The organism is Arsenicibacter sp. R0_47, assembly GCF_057652235.1.
Genome location: NZ_JBYFCJ010000015.1, coordinates 143848 through 160162, shown reverse-complemented (window position 1 = coordinate 160162; position 16315 = coordinate 143848). Strand labels below are relative to the sequence as shown.

Here is a 16315-nt window from a genome sequence, read left to right as displayed (position 1 = left end):
ACCCGCCAAAAGCAGGAATAAAGTCCGCATTATCTACTATTCTGATCAATTTTATCTGTTTTTCGAATAAATCTGAAAATCAATAGGATACCATTATTTATAGACGTAGATTTACTGAAATTAAAAAAGTAAAAATGCAAACAGGTATTGTTAAATTTTTCAATGAACTCAAAGGATTTGGGTTTATTTCGACCCAGGATTCACAATCCGATATCTTCGTTCATATCTCTGGTCTGATTGATCAGATCCGGGAGAACGATCAGGTAAAGTTCAATGTAGTTGAAGGTAAACGCGGCGTCAATGCAGTCGATGTAGAGCTGATCTAAACGTCAGAACCATATATTGATAAACAAAAAAAACATGCTCCAGGGCATGTTTTTTTTGTTTAATCTATTCGCAGTTTGCTTATCCGTCACATGAAAGGCATCTCAGTGTTTCCGGTCGCAGTTTATCGGTACCGGAATCATGACCGGCCGGAAAACCCGGTCAGTCAGCCCCGCCCAATGAACAATCTGAATGCCTAGTCGCCGTACTATATTGTGCAATCCCGTGTATTTATGCATGTTTAGTCATCATTAAAATTGTGAAGATTGCCTTGCTCTGTTGAGCTCATGTAAAGTACGCAGATTATTTCAGTTTACATGCACAACAGATGACTTAAGGTAAATTAAATCCGGTTTTCAATGGTCCGGCCGCAGTGCTTATCAACGCCCGAACTGATACAGTACACGGTAGTGTGAATACAGGGCGGAGGCAAAACTCCGGTTTTCGAGATAAGGCAACCCGAATTCCAGGGCGGTTTCCTTAACAATGGCCGTAATGGCCGGATAATGAATATGGCAGACTTTCGGGAACAGGTGATGTTCAATCTGCCGGTTCAGTCCGCCGCAGATAAACGCTGCCAATGAGCTGTCGGGAGCAAAGTTGGCTGTCGTATACAATTGATGGACCGCCCACGACTCCGACATCATTCCTGTGTCGTTGGGCAACGGGAAATCGGTTCCTTCGACCACGTGCGCCAGCTGAAACACCAATCCTAACACCAGCCCCTCGGCCAGGTGCATGAGCACAAAGCCCGTCAGCAACTGCCAGAAAGACAGGTCCAGTACCAGGTAAGGAATCACCAGAAACGCGATGTAATACAATGCCTTTCCGACAAACAGATTGACATATTCCCGCCGGGTGTGTTCCGCGTTTTTGTGCTGACCGATTTTGCTTTTAAAGAACTTAACAAAGTCTTTACGGAACACCCATGAGAGGGACGCCAGCGAATACAAGGGAATTGTGTAGATGTGCTGAAACCGGTGCCAGGGGTACTTCGGATCATCGGGATTCAGGCGCACCAGCCCCGGCGCTACCTCAATATCCTCATCATGACCGGGAATGTTGGTATAGGTGTGATGCACCACATTGTGGGTAATCTTCCAGACGTAAGGACTGGCACCCAGCAGATAAAAACTATTCCCGAGCAGGCGGTTTACCCACGGCCTTGATGAAAAAGCGCCATGGACAGCATCGTGAGACACATTAAACCCGATACAGGCCGCAAAAACACCCAGCAACAGGCTTAAGCCAAGCATACCCAACGGCGTGAACTGGTTCGATAATATCAGGGCATACAGCCCGATATACCCTCCTAAAAAAAAACTGGCTTTCGCCCACATTGCTTTGTTAGCATAGGGAGAAAGCGCTTGCTGTGTAAAATAGGCATCCACCCGTTCGCGTAACGTGACGAAAAACGGCGAGTTTCCTGCCGGAGTAAATTTAAGTTTTTTTGCCATCGGCATGTTTAATTAACCAATTGACTGACCGGCAGAATCAGACCATACCTGATCATGTACTGTGCAGATTCAACAGGGTATCCGGAACAGTGAAGGGCCGTCAATTGGCTTACGGAACAGGTCAGTCCGGGCCGGAAAATCAGCACTGACGTTATGATTATAGCCAGGTCTTTTCGTAGAGACACAGGCCGTTTCTTATTTCAGAACGCAAATAAACTAAATTAGTTGTATTTTTCCGGTCTTTGAGGCACATTCCGGCTGATTGTTTTTTAGCTGAGCCGGTAAGTAAAACAGTATCAACCGGTCAAAAAAAAAGAGGGAAAACAATTCCCTCTTTTTCCTGCCTTTCCACCTATCTAGTTAACTCATTCATCTACTAGTTCTTTTCCGGGAGCACGAATCCATGTCGTTGCTCATCTCACAGGGTTGTTAATGGGTTGGGGGAGGTTATTTTCTTCCGTTAATAATTGTCCGGTATCGGGTACCGGTTGTCGGGTCAACGGCCTGATCATCAATGGAAATATTGGTTCCGTCGATTGAACCGACTTTCTGCGTACCATAATACATATCGTAGCCGCTGCCTACGGCCTGGAGTTTCACCTGACCCAATGTACTTGTCTCATCCGCCTCACCGGTAATCTTAATGGTTTGCGTCAGAAAGAGCACATTTGCCGAGTCCCGGCGGGCCGTAATGGAACCGGATAACGTTGTTGTACCTGCGGTATAAGGCAGGTTAAACTCATACAGGGTGACGTCTGCGGAATCGGCCCGATAGTACGAAATCGGGTATTCGCCCGCTACCTGCGTCGCTGCGTCAGGTTCAGGATCGTCTTTAGAACAGGCGGCCATCACAAAGGCCAGACACAAACCGAAAAGATAAAGATGCCAGCGCATACATAACAGTTGATTGATTTACCTGACAGTACGCGGGCTCCCGGCAAACCGTTGCTATTTGTCAAACTTTTTTTTGATTACGTTACAGCAAAGGGCTTTTTTTTACATAAAAATTTAAAAAGGGCGGCGATACCGGTTAAAGCGGTATCACCACCCTAAAAAATAATCATGAAAAGAGCATACTTTTTCAATACCATAAGTATACCCGAATTAACTTTTTGTCTAATTTTGCACATCTTGTTGTTATGCAAGATTGTTAAGTTTGAAACGAAAACGGGCGGCTTTTAGCTGCCCAGTTTTGTTTGTATGCTCCCCTCATTCGCCGGCAACGACCACCGGCGGACCGGCTACAACACCGGCCGGCTTCTTACTGATCTGATTGTTGATCACCTTCATCATAAATATGGTGATGAGGGTTGCTGCCGACACAATATAACCCAGCAACGGGTATTGCTCCAGATAACCGTCCGGCCGCTGTACCACAATCAGACCCGCCACGAGCGATGCCACCCCGCCCGCTACCTGCTGAATCGAGGCATTGATGCTCATAAACGCCCCGCGGTCTTTGGCCTCAGGAACCGCCGAAATCAGCGCCTGCGACGAAATCATCCGCCCCGAAATCCCGACAAACAACAACACATTCAGCGCAATGATCTGCCATAACGGCGTTTGCCCCAGATTACAGTAGATGATGGTAATAGCAATCCCCCAGACAGAAGCATAGGAAAAGAGGTTGAATTTACCGATCTTATCACTCAACCGGCCCATCAGCGGCCCGAAAGCAATCGAAAAAACACCGGTTACGGTATAAATAAGGGGCAATTGCGCGGCCGTAACACCCAGGTTATGAATGGCATAAGTACTCCCGAACGGCATGAGCATAAAACCACCCGTAGCCAGCAGCACCGTGGCGGCAAATCCGCGCAGGTAAGCGGGCTTCGACACCGTATGGATCAGGTGCCGGAACGGATTGCTGTCGGTCTGTAGTTTCAGGTGGGCCGTAACCGGCTGCATAAACCAGACCATGAATATTCCAGCCAGCACGCTTACCCCCACAATCATCTGAAACGGCGAGTGCCAGCCAAAATTATTGGCCAGGTATAATCCCACCGGAATGCCCAGAATCTGGCTGGCCGCAAACGACATCTGCACCAAACCCATGACGCGGCCCCGCATCTGCCAGTCGAATAAGTCGGTGATGATGGCAAAGCCGATCGACGAAATTACCCCGCCAAACAGGCCGGTGATGATACGGGCCGCCAGCAGGGCTTCAAAATTCGGAGCCAGCCCGCAGAATAACGTACCAAGTACAAAGCCGCTGTAGAAGAACAGGAGCAGCTTTTTCCGGTCGAAACGGTCGGCAAAACCGGCCGTTAAAAGTCCCGACACCCCGGCACTGAAGGCATAGCCGGAGACAACCCACCCGAACTGGGCCGTTGTGATGCTGAGTTCGGTCAGGAGCTGGGCCCCGAGCGGCGACAGTACCATAAAGTCAAGGACGACCGTAAATTGAATAAAGGCCAGAATCGCGATAATCCCCTTCTGGTAGGGAGTCAGTTTGTTGTTTACCGGTTGTGCCTGCATTGTGCGTTGTTATTGGGGTGTTAAGGCTTTGATGACTAATTCAAGGGTCTGGTTCATGATCGGCTCATCGAGCGTAAACTTTTTTGAACCGGGCAGTCCGTGTCTGGACATATGGAATTTAACCAGCTGATACATTGGGGCAAACGCAACGGACCAGTATACCTCCATCGGCAACGGCACCAGCTCGCCGCGCGCAATTGCATGCTGTGCCCACGTGCGCATGGCATGAATAAACGTACTCTTCGATGACCCCTGTAGCCGTTCGTGAAACGGAGAATACCGGATCTGTTCCATAAAATGCATACGTTCGGGGTTTTCCAGGCAATACCTCGCCCGGTTCAGCCACTGAATCCGGAGTCCTTCTTCAAAATGCATCTCCGGACTAAATCCGTCGAGGGTAATTTCGGTCATGCGCGTATTTTCAGTCTCAAAAATCTGCATGATCAGGTCGTCGCGGTCCTTGAAATAAATGTAAATCGTGGCAGGTGATACCCCCGCAGCTTTGGCCAGTTTCTGCATGCTCAGCCCGTCGAAGCCCTCCTCTACAATCATTCCAAGTGCTTTTTCCCTGATAGCCAGCTCTTTGTTTTCGTCCCGTAATCTCATAGCTGATTCAAAAATAAACGAACGTTCTTTTATTATCTATCATTCCGTCAGGATTTAACACCTTTTTAATGTCCGCCCCCGCACAGACAATAAATGCTTAACAGGCGGTCTCCCGTTAAACTGGCGGTCTGTATTACTTTTGCAGGTAGTAATCCAATGTCCCTAACTATGAAATTCTTACTTCCGCTGGCTCTGGCCGGTGTGGGTCTGCTGGCCGGCTGCCAGTCGCCCCGTCAACAAACAACGGCTGCCACGAAGCCGCTGACCACCATCGCGTTTGGCTCATGCAGCGATCAGAAGCGCCCCAAACCGCTCTGGGACGATGTAGTCGCCGCCAAACCGGACCTGTGGATCTGGCTTGGTGATAACATTTATGGCGACAGCCAGAACATGGACACGCTCCGGGCGAAATACAACCGGCAGAAATCGGAGCCCGGTTACCAGGCGCTCCGGCAGTCAACGCCCATTATAGGGGTGTGGGATGACCACGACTACGGGGTCAATGACGGCGGGAAGGAATACCCTAAACGGGTAGAAAGCCAGCAACTCATGCTGGACTTCCTGGATGTACCGGCCAATGACCCGCTGCGGAAACAGACAGGTGGTTATTCAGTACATACGTATGGCCCGAAAGGCAAACAGGTAAAGGTAATTCTGCTGGACGGCCGCTATTTCCGCGATCCGCTGAAAAAGGATAGCGGCGGCAAAAATAACGTACCCGACCCTTCGGGCGACATCCTCGGCGAAGCGCAGTGGACCTGGCTGGAGCAGCAACTCACCAACTCAACTGCCGATGTACACATCATCGGCTGCGGCATTCAGTTTATCTCCGATGACCATCCGTACGAAAAGTGGGGTAATTTCCCGACGGCACAAAAGCGGCTTTGGGACCTGTTGGGCAAAACAAAGCCAAAGGGGGCCATGCTGATCAGCGGCGACCGGCATATCGGGGAGATTTCGAAAACGCAGATTCCGGGCCTGGGCTATGACCTGTACGACATCACGAGCAGCGGTCTGACCCATACCTGGGCGGCGCCGCGCGACGAACCGAATAAACACCGGGTAAAAGACATGGTGGTGAAGCTCAACTTCGGGCTGATTACCATCGACTGGTCGAAAAAACCGCTGACGGCCAGTGTCAGCATCATGGGTGACAACCGGGCCAATTTCCTGACACACGAGATTGTCTTTTAATTTTTTTGGGCCACGAAGGAGGGAAGGGGCACAAACTGATTACCACAAAGACAGGAAGTAAGGAAGGGGCACGAAGGTTATATTATATTCTTTTAAAAACTTCGTGCCACTTCGGTTCTTACCGCCTTTGTGGTTAAAAAAAACTTCGTGCCGCTTCGGTTCTTACCGACTTTGTGGCCAAAAAAACTTCGTGCCACTTCGGTTCTTACCGCCTTTGTGGTTCTCCCTCTACAACCCGAGAAACGAGCGACGGTAAACCTTCGGCAGGTCGGCTTCGAACAGGGTAAACGGATCGGCGTAGAAGCGTTTGAAATCCGCCTCGCTGGCTTGTCCCGGATAGGGTGCATAGTAGTGCGTCGGGCTGCGGGTATCGTTGCGCCACACCAGCACATAAGCCATTCGTATATCTTCCGCCCGCAGGGCAGGCAACAGTTTTTCGGTCCACCACGTTGCGTCGGGGACCGATTCCAGGCCCGTTTCGGTGAACGCCGCTACTTTGCCTGTTTTCCGGGCATAGTCCGAGACAATCCGGAGTTTTTGCACGCCTGCTTCCAGATTATACCGCCCGTTGCGGCCGAAATCAGCGTAATCGTCGATGCCGACCATATCGACAAAATCATCGCCGGGGTACCGTTCGAGGTATTGCTGTTCAGTCGTAAACAGGCAATCCGGCGAAAAAGCGTAGATAAAATTATGAACGTGCAGGCTGTCGCGCAGATAACCGACCGTGAACCGCCATAAACCGGTAAACTCCTGCGCCGTGCAGTGTGGTCTCCCCCACCAGAACCAGTTGCCATCCTGCTCATGGTACGGCCGGAAGATCATGGGCACCAGTTTCCCGTCGGCCCCGCGGGTCGAGTTTGCCAGCCCGGCAATGGTTTTCAGAATGATTTTATAGGCGTCATGCTGGTTGCCACCAGGAGCAATGTTGCTGACTGCGGGAGCCGATAAACCGTCCTTCCAGTAAAATCCGGTCTGTGGCGTAACGGGATTGGTAAAGTGCCAGGCCACGGTGGTAATACCGCCACGGTTGTAGGTGTCAGCAATGTTTTTGCGCAATTTCTCCACATTCACCCCGATCTCCCGCTCTGAACGACCGGAAAGCCCGCTGAAATCGACGCCGACCACCGCCGGATGGGAACCTGCTACTGATTTTACATCAGACCGGTCCGCATCACCAAACCAGCCGTGGCCATACTCCGTTGCATGCTGATGCCCGAACAGGATGTGTTTCCGGGAGAGTTTATGCAGGTTTTTATACAGCGCTACGGTTTCTTTCGTAGCGTCTTTATCGATGAGCGACGGCCCTGCACAGCTTTCGGCAATCGACAGCCAGCCCAGAACAATCGTAAGTAAGCTATACTTCATAGGCGTTAACATTAGCCACACTGTTTTTTGAACCACGAAGACGAGAAGAACCTACGCAGCACGAAGCGTTAAAAGTAAACAACTTCGTGCTACTTTTTGCCTTTGTGCTTTTGTGGCAAAAAAACAAGCCAGACAACGTGCCTGGCCTGTTTGATCAATAATTAATAACTGTCTGACGGGCGGTTATTTTACCAGCATGATGTCGTCAAAATAGAACGTCTCATCCTGTTTGTCAGGCCCCTGAATCCGGAAACCAAGCTGCGTCAGCTTTTTACCCGGCACCCACAGGTCCATATCTGAAATTTTGATTTTAAAGTAATTCCAGACACCGGCTTTTACATCGATCTTGTTGGTGGCAATGTAATCGCCGAAGCCGCCCTTGCCTGCGTCTGTCGTGATATACAGTGAGTAATCAGCAGAGGCACCTTTAATCCAGCCGGTGATGTAGGTATAATCGGAAGAATAGCTGATCGGCGCTGACCAGTTTGAGAAACCAATCAGGTGCCAGTTGCCCTTCTGGTAGGTTTTGCCGACGGATGCAGTACCGGTCTTAAACTCTTTTGTTGACACGGCACCGGCATCGCCCCATGAGCCATCCTGATAACCGGCTCCGTACGCGTCCGTAAAAATCTGGTATGCTTTGTCCATGTACACAAACTCCTGCCGCGTCCGGATGCGGCCGGTACCGTTGGTGATACTCAGTGTACCACGGTTCAGCGTGGTAGCCGGCATCTGCACCACCAGCTGGGTTTTACTTTTCGATACAATTGTCGCGGCATCCGAAATACCTTTTACCGAATCGGCAATGGCCACTGCCGATACATCGTCCAGGTTATTACCCGTTAGCGTGATCTGAGTGCCTTTGGTGAAGTTGTAATTCGACACGCTGGCAATGGTTGGATAGGCCAGGACCTTAAACGTCACCGACGCCGATGTACCGGCACTGTTGGTAAACGTAATTTTCTGGCGGCCGCCAATCGCATCCGTCGGAATCCGGAAAATCAGGGCGTTATCCGTGTTCAGCGTGGGCTGGAAACCGGCTGGAATATTCTGCTTTTCGAATACAACTGACCGGATATCGCCTAAGCCGCTTCCCGTCAGGGTTACCACGGTTCCGCCTGCCGCCGAATCGGGGGCAATGGCGTTCAGCGACATACTGCCCGGACTGATTTGTGGCCGGCCGTCGGTGTCCTTCACGCAGGAAGTCACTATCAACCCTGCCGACAAGGTCAGCACCGACAGGGCTGCTATATGTTTGAATCGTTTGAAAGTCATCTGCATACGTAGTTAAGGATCAGTATTTTAGTTGTAATACGGCACGGGTTCTTTTGACAGTTCAGGGTCCTGCACAATCTCACCGGCCGGAATCGGCAGATACATCTTGTCTTCGGTGAAGGTGGTGATGTAGTTCGGGGCGTTCACTGAGCCACGGTTCTGTTTTGCAATCATCGCCTTAGCCTTCGTAAAACCCTGACGCTGAATATCGTACCAGTAATCCCCCTCAAAGGCAAACTCCACACGCCGTTCGTGCAGGATTTCGTCCAGCGTTACCGATGTTTTAGGACCTAGACCGGCCCGCTTCCGTACCTTGTTAACGGCATCCAGCGCGCTGGCATCGTTCGTGGACGCATTCGTCCCCAAAACAGCCTCGGCATAAATCAGGAGAATGTCGGCATAGCGCAGCAGAACGACGTTGTTGCCCGAGTTCTGCCCCAGCACCGATTCACCGCCGAAACTCTTGCCCGGACCGGCAAAGTATTTGGCAATATTCGACCGTGTTGGCCCAAGGTTCCCGCCCGCATCGGCCGACTGCAACGTATCGTATTTGAACCCGCCGGCCATGAACTCGTTGTATTTCGGGGCATTTACCCGCTGTGGCTTCCAGCTGGCGTTGGTCCAGCCATGTTCCATCACCGACCAGCGGCGGCGCAGGTCACCGAATTCGTACTCCTTCAGCAAATCAAGCGACGGCACATACATCTCCCAGGCATCGGCTTCGGCAGTACGCAGGTTACTGGCGCCACGGTCCGGATTTTTGATGTTGCCGGTTCCCCACGGGTCCTGCGCCAGCTGGTGCTGGATCGAGAACAGGGTTTCGGCATTGTTGTTCATACTCATTTTGGTGAACATGCCGTAGTAATCATCCACGAGCATGTACTTGCCCGAACTGATTACTTCCTGTGCTTTGGCTTTCGCGTTGGTGTAGTCTTTCTGATACAGATACAGTTTGGCCATCATGCCCTTGGCGGCGTATTTGGTCAACCGGCCCGGCACATCCGACTCCGGCAGACCGGCCTCCGCCAGCTTCAGTTCTTCGAGCGCAAACCGCAGCACGTCTTTTTGCAGATACCGCGGAATGTTGAAGTTCCCCGACAGCGCCGTAGCGCCCGGATCGGTAATGATCGGAGCAGCCCCCCAGGTCCGTGCGATGTAGAAATACACCATCCCGCGCACAAAATGACACTCGGCAATCGCAGGATCGAGGTAACTCGCGCCGCCGCCGGCCGCTTTTTTCTCCTCGAAGGTCTTGATCATCACGTTGGCATACCCGATGATTTTGTAAAACGCACCCCATGCCGCGCCGATCCGCTCCGACGCCGACGACACGGTGAAGTTCAGGTACTCGACATCGGTATAGGTAAACATATTACCCGACATCACATCGCCGATAGCGTCCTGTGCCCGGCTTTCGAAGTTCCGCCACGGCAGACCGCTGTAAAGCGTACTGGTAGCCCCCCGAACCTCATCGGCATTGTTATAATAGTTACCGGTTGTCGTGCCCGACAGCGACGGGCGGTCAATAAAACTTTCCTTACACGACGACAGCATCAGCACCGGTGTCATCATCGCAGCATATATGAAATTCCGTTTCATGTCTGTTTAATTGAGTGATTGAGTGGTTGCGTGATTTAGTGACCTTGCCTTGCTGCTTCTTCAGCGTTTCGCTCATTCGCTAAATCGCACAATCACTCAACAGGTTTAGAATTGCACGTTCGCGCCAAGGGTAAAGGTCCGTGGGTTTGGATAGTGACCGGTGTCGACGTTCATCAGCTTGATGCTGTTGTTGAACGCCCCGATTTCAGGGTCATACCCCGAATAGTGCGTGAACGTTTTCAGGTTCTGAATGCTGCCGTAAATCCGCAGGTTCGACATCTTCACCCGGTTCAGGATCGTGCGCGGCACGCGGTAGCCCAGCGTAATGTTCTGAATGCGCCAGTACGAAGCATCCTCCACGTAGCGGTCGGACATCGCCGTGTTGTTTTTGTTCGTCACCGTAAACCGTGGCAGTGTCCCGTCCGGGTTGGTGTCGGTATACCGGTCCATTACCGTCCGCATCTGGTTCGACCAGGCATTGTTCAGGCCTTCGAGCTGCCAGCGCAGGAAGTTAAACGCCTTCGCGCCGTGACTGCCTTGCAGGAAGATCGAGAAGTCAATGTCGCGGTAGGTCAGCGAGTTCGTCAGACCCCAGGTAAATTTCGGCAACGGACTACCGATAAATGTCAGGTCATTGGCATCGACCTTACCGTCTCCGTTGATGTCTTTATACCGGATGTCACCCAGCCAGGTCTCATTCTGATTTACCTTATAGCCAAACTGCGACGGTGCTTTGGCCAACTCTTCCTGGGTCCGGAACAATCCATCCGTCACCAGCCCCCAGAACGACCCGACCGGACGGCCCGGCGTGGTGTGTGTCACGAGGTAGTTGTTGTAGTAAACCTTCCCGTCGAGTGCCGAGGCCGCGCTTGCTGCCTTTTCGTATTTGTTGGTAAACTGCGTCAGCACGCCGTTGGTCTTCCATGTAAAATCACCTTTTTTGATGTTCACCGTCGACAGGCTCAGGTCGATACCCGTATTGGTCATCTGACCGGCATTACCCAGCGGTGCTTTCAGGTCATCCCACTGATCGCCGACACCGATCAGGTTCGGACCGGTCAGGAAGATGATCATGTCGGACGTTACTTTTTTGTAGACATCGATGGTAGCGTCGATGCGGCCGCCCAGGAAGCCCAGGTCAATACCGGCGTTCGTTGTTTTAACGGATTCCCATTTCAGGTTCGGGTTTGGAATACCGTTGATCATGTTCGAAGAACCGAAACCAACCGGCCCCGAGAAGAACTGCACGGCACCCACGTAGGCCGGGTTTGGTGCGCCGCCCGGGAAGTTCTGGTTACCCACAGCCCCGTAGCCGACACGTACCTTCATGTGGCTCAGCACATTGGAAATAGCACCTTTGGCAAATTTCTCGTTCGTAACGGTCCAGCCGGCCGACACACCCGGGAAGTACCCCCAGCGGTTGTTCGGGCCGAAGTTCGACGAACCATCCGCCCGGAAGCTGGCCGACAGCGAGTACCGCTCATCGTAGGTATAGTTGGCGCGGGCAAAATACGACTCCATCGCCCACTGTCCTTTCCCGCCGCTCAGGCCCCAGGTTGTCTGGTCGGAGCTACCCGTGTTCAGGTCAAAAATGTTGGCCTGCAAATCAACCTTTGTACCCGAAATGCCCTGGTAGTAGGAGGCCTGTGCCTGATGGCCTAACGTGGCCTGCACCCCGTGTTTCTTCCAGTACTTGTTATAATTCAGGTAGTTGGTGATCGAATAATAGTAGCTGTCGGAGCGTGAATCAATCAGTTTGCTGCGGAAGGATGTTCCCCCCACGTTTCCGGCTTTCTGAAACGCCACATTGTTGTCCTGCCCGAGCGAGTACGAAATTTCGTTGCGCAGTGTCAGGTCTTTGGTAAACTGGATTTCGGCATAGAGGCTGCCGAAAATATTGTTCGTCGTTTTGGTGTTGCCACGGTACTGACTGTTTCCGACGAGGTTGGCATTGCTGTACTGCACCCCGCCGACCGTCTGCCCGCCACCCCAGCTGCCGTCCAGGTTTTTCACCGGAATCAGCGGGCTGGTAATGGCCCCCCACCAGATGGTTCCCTCCGCCGCATCGGCCAGTGACACGTTCTGAACACTCCGCGACACGTTGGCACTTACCCCTACTTTGGCCCAGCTTTTGAGCTGGTTGTCGAGGCTGAAACGGGTAGCATACCGCTTAAAGTCAGACCCTAGCAGGATACCCGTGTTGTCGAAGTAGTTGAGTGACAGGTAATACGTTGTTTTATCGCGGCCACCCGAGAAGCTCAGCTGGTGATTCTGTACTTTTCCGCGGCGGAACATGGCTTCCTGCCAGTCGGTACCTTCGCCCAGTAATTCAGGCTTTTTAAATTCGTCGGCAACCGGATTGCCGATAATCGGCAGGACCTCGTTCTGGTACTGCGCAAACTCGCGCAGGTTCATCAGGTCGAGGCGGCGGGCCACTTCCGACACACCGGTATACATCTCGTAATTGATTTTTCCTTCGCCGGCCTTGCCTTTTTTGGTCGTGATCAGGATGACGCCATTGGCCGCCTGTGAGCCATAAATCGCCTGTGCCGAAGCGTCTTTCAGCACGTCAATCGACTCGATATCATTCGGGTTCAGCATGGCCATGACGCTGTTCCCGGTCTGACCGTCGCCGCCGCCCAGACCGGCATAGCCGCTGCTGGATGACGTGTTACCACCCACAAACGGTACACCGTCGATCACAAACAGCGGATCATTGCTGTTGATTGAGGTTACCCCGCGTACTTTCACCGAGACCCCGCCGCCCGGCTGTCCGCCGTTGCTGGTGACGGTTACCCCGGCTGCTTTGCCTTGCAGCAACTGATCTACCCCGGCCGCCGGCATGTCTTTTAGGTCGGTAGCCTTGATGCTGGTGATGGATGAGGTTACGTCAGAGCGCTTGGTCGTACCATAGCCGATCCGGACCACGACTTCATCCAGCGACTGGTCATCCATAACCATTACCACATCGACATTAGTACGGGAACCGACTTCGATTTCCTGCGTTTTCATCCCGATAAACGAAACGACCAGCACCCGCGACCCCGCCGGCATGTTGATCGAGAAACGGCCTTCGGCATCCGAGGTTGTCCCTACGGATGTGCCTTTTACCGAGACCGTAGCGCCGGGCAGTTTGTTTCCTTTATCGTCGGATACGACCCCTTTCACGACGGCTTTGACATCCGACGCAGCACCCGTTGCTGCCCCGGCTTCCTTGATTGTCGCCAGAAGAGGCCGGTTTCGATCGACCGCTTTTCTGGCCATGGTGCGGTCCTGTGCATGCGTACCCATACAGATACCCACGACGAAAACCCCTGAAAGCATATGTTTTATCATATAACAAAAGAAAAAGGGTGGTTTGTAATCTTAGAAAATAGACATGGTAGAGATTCGTTGGTGTACGCTCCCTGCTTTCCGTTTTTGGTTTATATACAGACTATATGATTGATTGCTTAATGAGCCGGTTCAGGGGTAGTGAAATCATAACCGAAGTGCCTTTTCCGGCCTCGCTGTGCCACATAACCTGCCCGCCGAGGTACGAAATCCGTGAATTCACATTGGCAATACCGCTGCCGGTGCCCGTGGGCGGACTATCGGCAAAATTCCCGCCGATACCGTTGTCATCAACGCTGACCAGCACCGCTTCATCGTTTGCCATAAGCTGAACCGTAATGGTCTCGGCACGGGCGTGTTTCAGGCCGTTGTTCAATAATTCCTGAATGACGCGGTAGAGCATCACGGATGCTTCGTCGTTCAGCGCGGGCAGTTCACCGTAATGTTCCAGCTCCAGCCGCGTCTGATTCACCAGATTGAGCTTTTGTACCAGATCTTCGAGTGCCGGCACCAGCCCGAATGTTGACAGCGCATAAGGCCGTAAGTCGTTTGAAATCACCCGTGTTTCGGTACAGGCTTCGTCGAGAAACTGGTTCAGTGGCTCTTTGACCGAGAGCGGCAGCTGCTCCTGATGGGCCTCCACAAAGAGCTTGATCCGCGAAAGCTGAATCCCCAGCCCATCGTGCAGGTCACGGGCGATCCGGCTGCGTTCGCTCTCCTGCCCGTCGATCATGGCCCGCAGCGATTTCAGTTCCAGTTTCCGGATTTGCTGATCCGCAATCACCGCCTGCTGACTGGCAATCAGCTTTTGCTGACGACGCAGAAAGACCAGTGCCACCACGCCCAGCACACATACTACCAACCCCGCTACCAACATATAATTCACGACACTCTGCGTGCGGTTTTGCTCCTGAATCAGCTTTTTTTCGACTTCCAGCGATTTAATCTGGTTATCAAGTTCCTGTACCTGAATGCCTTTTGTCTGCTCTGAGGTGTAAAACTCATTTGAGTATGTCAAGGCTCTCAGCGACCAGTCATACGCCTTTTTGTGGTCGCCCAGCAGGGCATAACTGGTTGCCATATGGCGGGACAGCTCCCGCAGAATCCCGATATTTTTATCCACCACCGACAGCTTGAAACTGCGCTGAAAGTAATCCAGTGCGGCCGGCTGCTGCCCGCGGAACTGCTCGACCAGCCCCAGATAAAAGTAATTCAGGCTGATCAGCCAGTTGATTTTCTGCTCTTTCGCCATGACCAGGCTACTGGCCGCGTAGAACTGCGCCGAGTCGGGCCGTTGCAGCCGGGAATACGAACTCGCCAGCAGGTTTTGCGAATAGGCGTCAAAATAGGCCTCCTTATGCTCCTTACTCAACTGCACCGTACGACGCAGATCTGTAATCAGGGCTGCGTTAACCGCGTTTGAGTTTTGCAGGATGTTGGCCAGACTGATCCGGCACTCGATCACTTTGTGCATGTTGCCGGCACGTGAAAAATACCGCATGGCATTCTTCGTGTATTTAACCGCCGCGTTTTTCATGAACGTATCCTGCGAATAGTAATCGCCGATGGCAATCTGTGCGTTGTAATACCCGACCGAATCCCCGACCAGACCGTAATACCGCATCCCGTTCAGAAAGGCTTCGATAGAATACTTGTTATACCACCCGAACCGTTTGTTGTAAATCCAGCCCAGTTCCTGATACGTATCCGCTGCCAGCCGGTACTTTCTTGCTTTTACCAGCGTTGCAATCTGCTCTTTCAGACTATCTACCGGCTCCGTTTTGGCATACCCCCACCCCGTGTTACCCGTCAACAGGCACAGCAATATCCCGATAACCGTTACCGGTCTCCCTGTCATTGCCCTAAACCCTGTTGTCAAGTTCACGTAGGTATCGTTAAAGCATGCTTAATCAATACAATGCAGTTCCATGGCGGTTTTAATCAGTAAGGCCGTATTGGGAACACCGAATTTCATCAGTAAGCTGCTCCGGTGAAACTCAACCGCTTTCACACTGACAAACAACTGGTTAGCCATTTGCTGTGTGGTCAGTCCCTGCGAGATCAGGTTCAGCACCTCCGACTCGCGGGGCGTCAGGTTGGGTTTGGCCCCCAGCCCGTGGGAGGCTCTCCGGTTTTTCGGCGTGTCGTCCAGCAGAATCTGCATGATGGTCTCATTGAAATACTGCTTCTCACCGTACACCGTCTGAATCGCCTGTAACAGCTCCGTTTTGGTGGTATTCTTGAGTAAATAGCCCTTAGCCCCTTTTTTCACCACCCGCTTGATCAGACTCGCATCATCGTGCATTGTCAGCGCAATAACCTTTGTTGACGGATAGGTACGGGTGATAAACTCGCACAGTCCGAGGCCGTCTTCGATCTGTGGAAACGAAATATCCAGCAACACCACATCAATACCGGTCTGTGCCAACCGCTCCGTTACCGACTGTACCGTGTGGCAACGTTCGGTTACCACAATCTCTGCTGACCCTGATATCAGTGATTCGATTCCCTCCACAAACACGTTGTGATCATCCGCAATTAACACCCGAATCATACAGCACTTAAATTGAATATTGTGTAGCAAAATTAGGACTATTTACATCGGTCGGGGAATAGTGAAAACCCCACGGCCTGCAAATTTAGGGTTTACCCTATATATGGTCTAATTGCTGCGTTTAGTA

General features: G+C 52.0%; 12 protein-coding genes. 2 read left to right on the top strand and 10 right to left on the bottom strand.

What is annotated here, in order from left to right; genetic code table 11:
* The first annotated feature begins 134 nt into the window (after nt 1-134).
* Complete coding sequence (locus AC23NW_RS22130) at nt 135-326, top strand: cold-shock protein (protein ID WP_293845315.1); 192 nt, start codon at nt 135-137, stop codon at nt 324-326.
* Nucleotides 327-704: 378 nt separating this feature from the next.
* On the opposite strand, the gene AC23NW_RS22125 is transcribed toward AC23NW_RS22130, so the two are convergent.
* From AC23NW_RS22125 to AC23NW_RS22110, 4 genes are all read right to left on the bottom strand, one after another.
* Nucleotides 705-1781, bottom strand: coding sequence for a fatty acid desaturase family protein (locus AC23NW_RS22125; protein WP_293845318.1), 1077 nt, complete (start codon nt 1779-1781; stop codon nt 705-707).
* Between the two features lie 447 nt (nt 1782-2228).
* Nucleotides 2229-2675 carry a hypothetical protein gene (locus tag AC23NW_RS22120; RefSeq protein WP_487452093.1) on the bottom strand — a complete coding sequence of 149 codons (447 nt, stop codon included), beginning with the start codon at nt 2673-2675 and terminating at the stop codon, nt 2229-2231.
* A 315-nt stretch (nt 2676-2990) separates the two neighbouring features.
* Complete coding sequence (locus AC23NW_RS22115; RefSeq protein ID WP_487452092.1) at nt 2991-4259, bottom strand: MFS transporter; 1269 nt, start codon at nt 4257-4259, stop codon at nt 2991-2993.
* 9 nt (nt 4260-4268) lie between these two features.
* Nucleotides 4269-4865 (bottom strand): TetR/AcrR family transcriptional regulator, encoded by a 597-nt coding sequence (locus tag AC23NW_RS22110; protein WP_487452091.1) that lies wholly within the window; start codon nt 4863-4865, stop codon nt 4269-4271.
* A 168-nt stretch (nt 4866-5033) separates the two neighbouring features.
* Here AC23NW_RS22110 and AC23NW_RS22105 point away from each other — a divergent pair, with 168 nt between their 5' ends.
* Nucleotides 5034-6059: an alkaline phosphatase D family protein gene (locus tag AC23NW_RS22105; protein ID WP_487452089.1), complete on the top strand. Its 1026-nt coding sequence runs from the start codon at nt 5034-5036 to the stop codon at nt 6057-6059.
* Between the two features lie 228 nt (nt 6060-6287).
* On the opposite strand, the gene AC23NW_RS22100 is transcribed toward AC23NW_RS22105, so the two are convergent.
* The 6 genes from AC23NW_RS22100 to AC23NW_RS22075 all read right to left on the bottom strand — a co-directional run bounded on the left by AC23NW_RS22100 (nt 6288) and on the right by AC23NW_RS22075 (nt 16188).
* Nucleotides 6288-7427, bottom strand: a complete 1140-nt coding sequence (locus AC23NW_RS22100; protein WP_487452088.1) for a glycoside hydrolase family 26 protein — start codon at nt 7425-7427, stop codon at nt 6288-6290.
* A 183-nt stretch (nt 7428-7610) separates the two neighbouring features.
* Entirely contained in the window at nt 7611-8702 is a 1092-nt protein-coding gene (locus tag AC23NW_RS22095; protein ID WP_487452087.1) for an IPT/TIG domain-containing protein, read from the bottom strand.
* Nucleotides 8703-8729: 27 nt separating this feature from the next.
* Complete coding sequence (locus AC23NW_RS22090; protein WP_487452085.1) at nt 8730-10301, bottom strand: RagB/SusD family nutrient uptake outer membrane protein; 1572 nt, start codon at nt 10299-10301, stop codon at nt 8730-8732.
* Nucleotides 10302-10406: 105 nt separating this feature from the next.
* Nucleotides 10407-13637, bottom strand: a complete 3231-nt coding sequence (locus tag AC23NW_RS22085) for a SusC/RagA family TonB-linked outer membrane protein (protein ID WP_487452083.1) — start codon at nt 13635-13637, stop codon at nt 10407-10409.
* A 100-nt stretch (nt 13638-13737) separates the two neighbouring features.
* Nucleotides 13738-15492 carry a tetratricopeptide repeat-containing sensor histidine kinase gene (locus tag AC23NW_RS22080; protein WP_487452081.1) on the bottom strand — a complete coding sequence of 585 codons (1755 nt, stop codon included), beginning with the start codon at nt 15490-15492 and terminating at the stop codon, nt 13738-13740.
* 48 nt (nt 15493-15540) lie between these two features.
* Nucleotides 15541-16188 (bottom strand): response regulator transcription factor, encoded by a 648-nt coding sequence (locus AC23NW_RS22075; protein WP_293841907.1) that lies wholly within the window; start codon nt 16186-16188, stop codon nt 15541-15543.
* Nucleotides 16189-16315 lie beyond the last annotated feature (127 nt).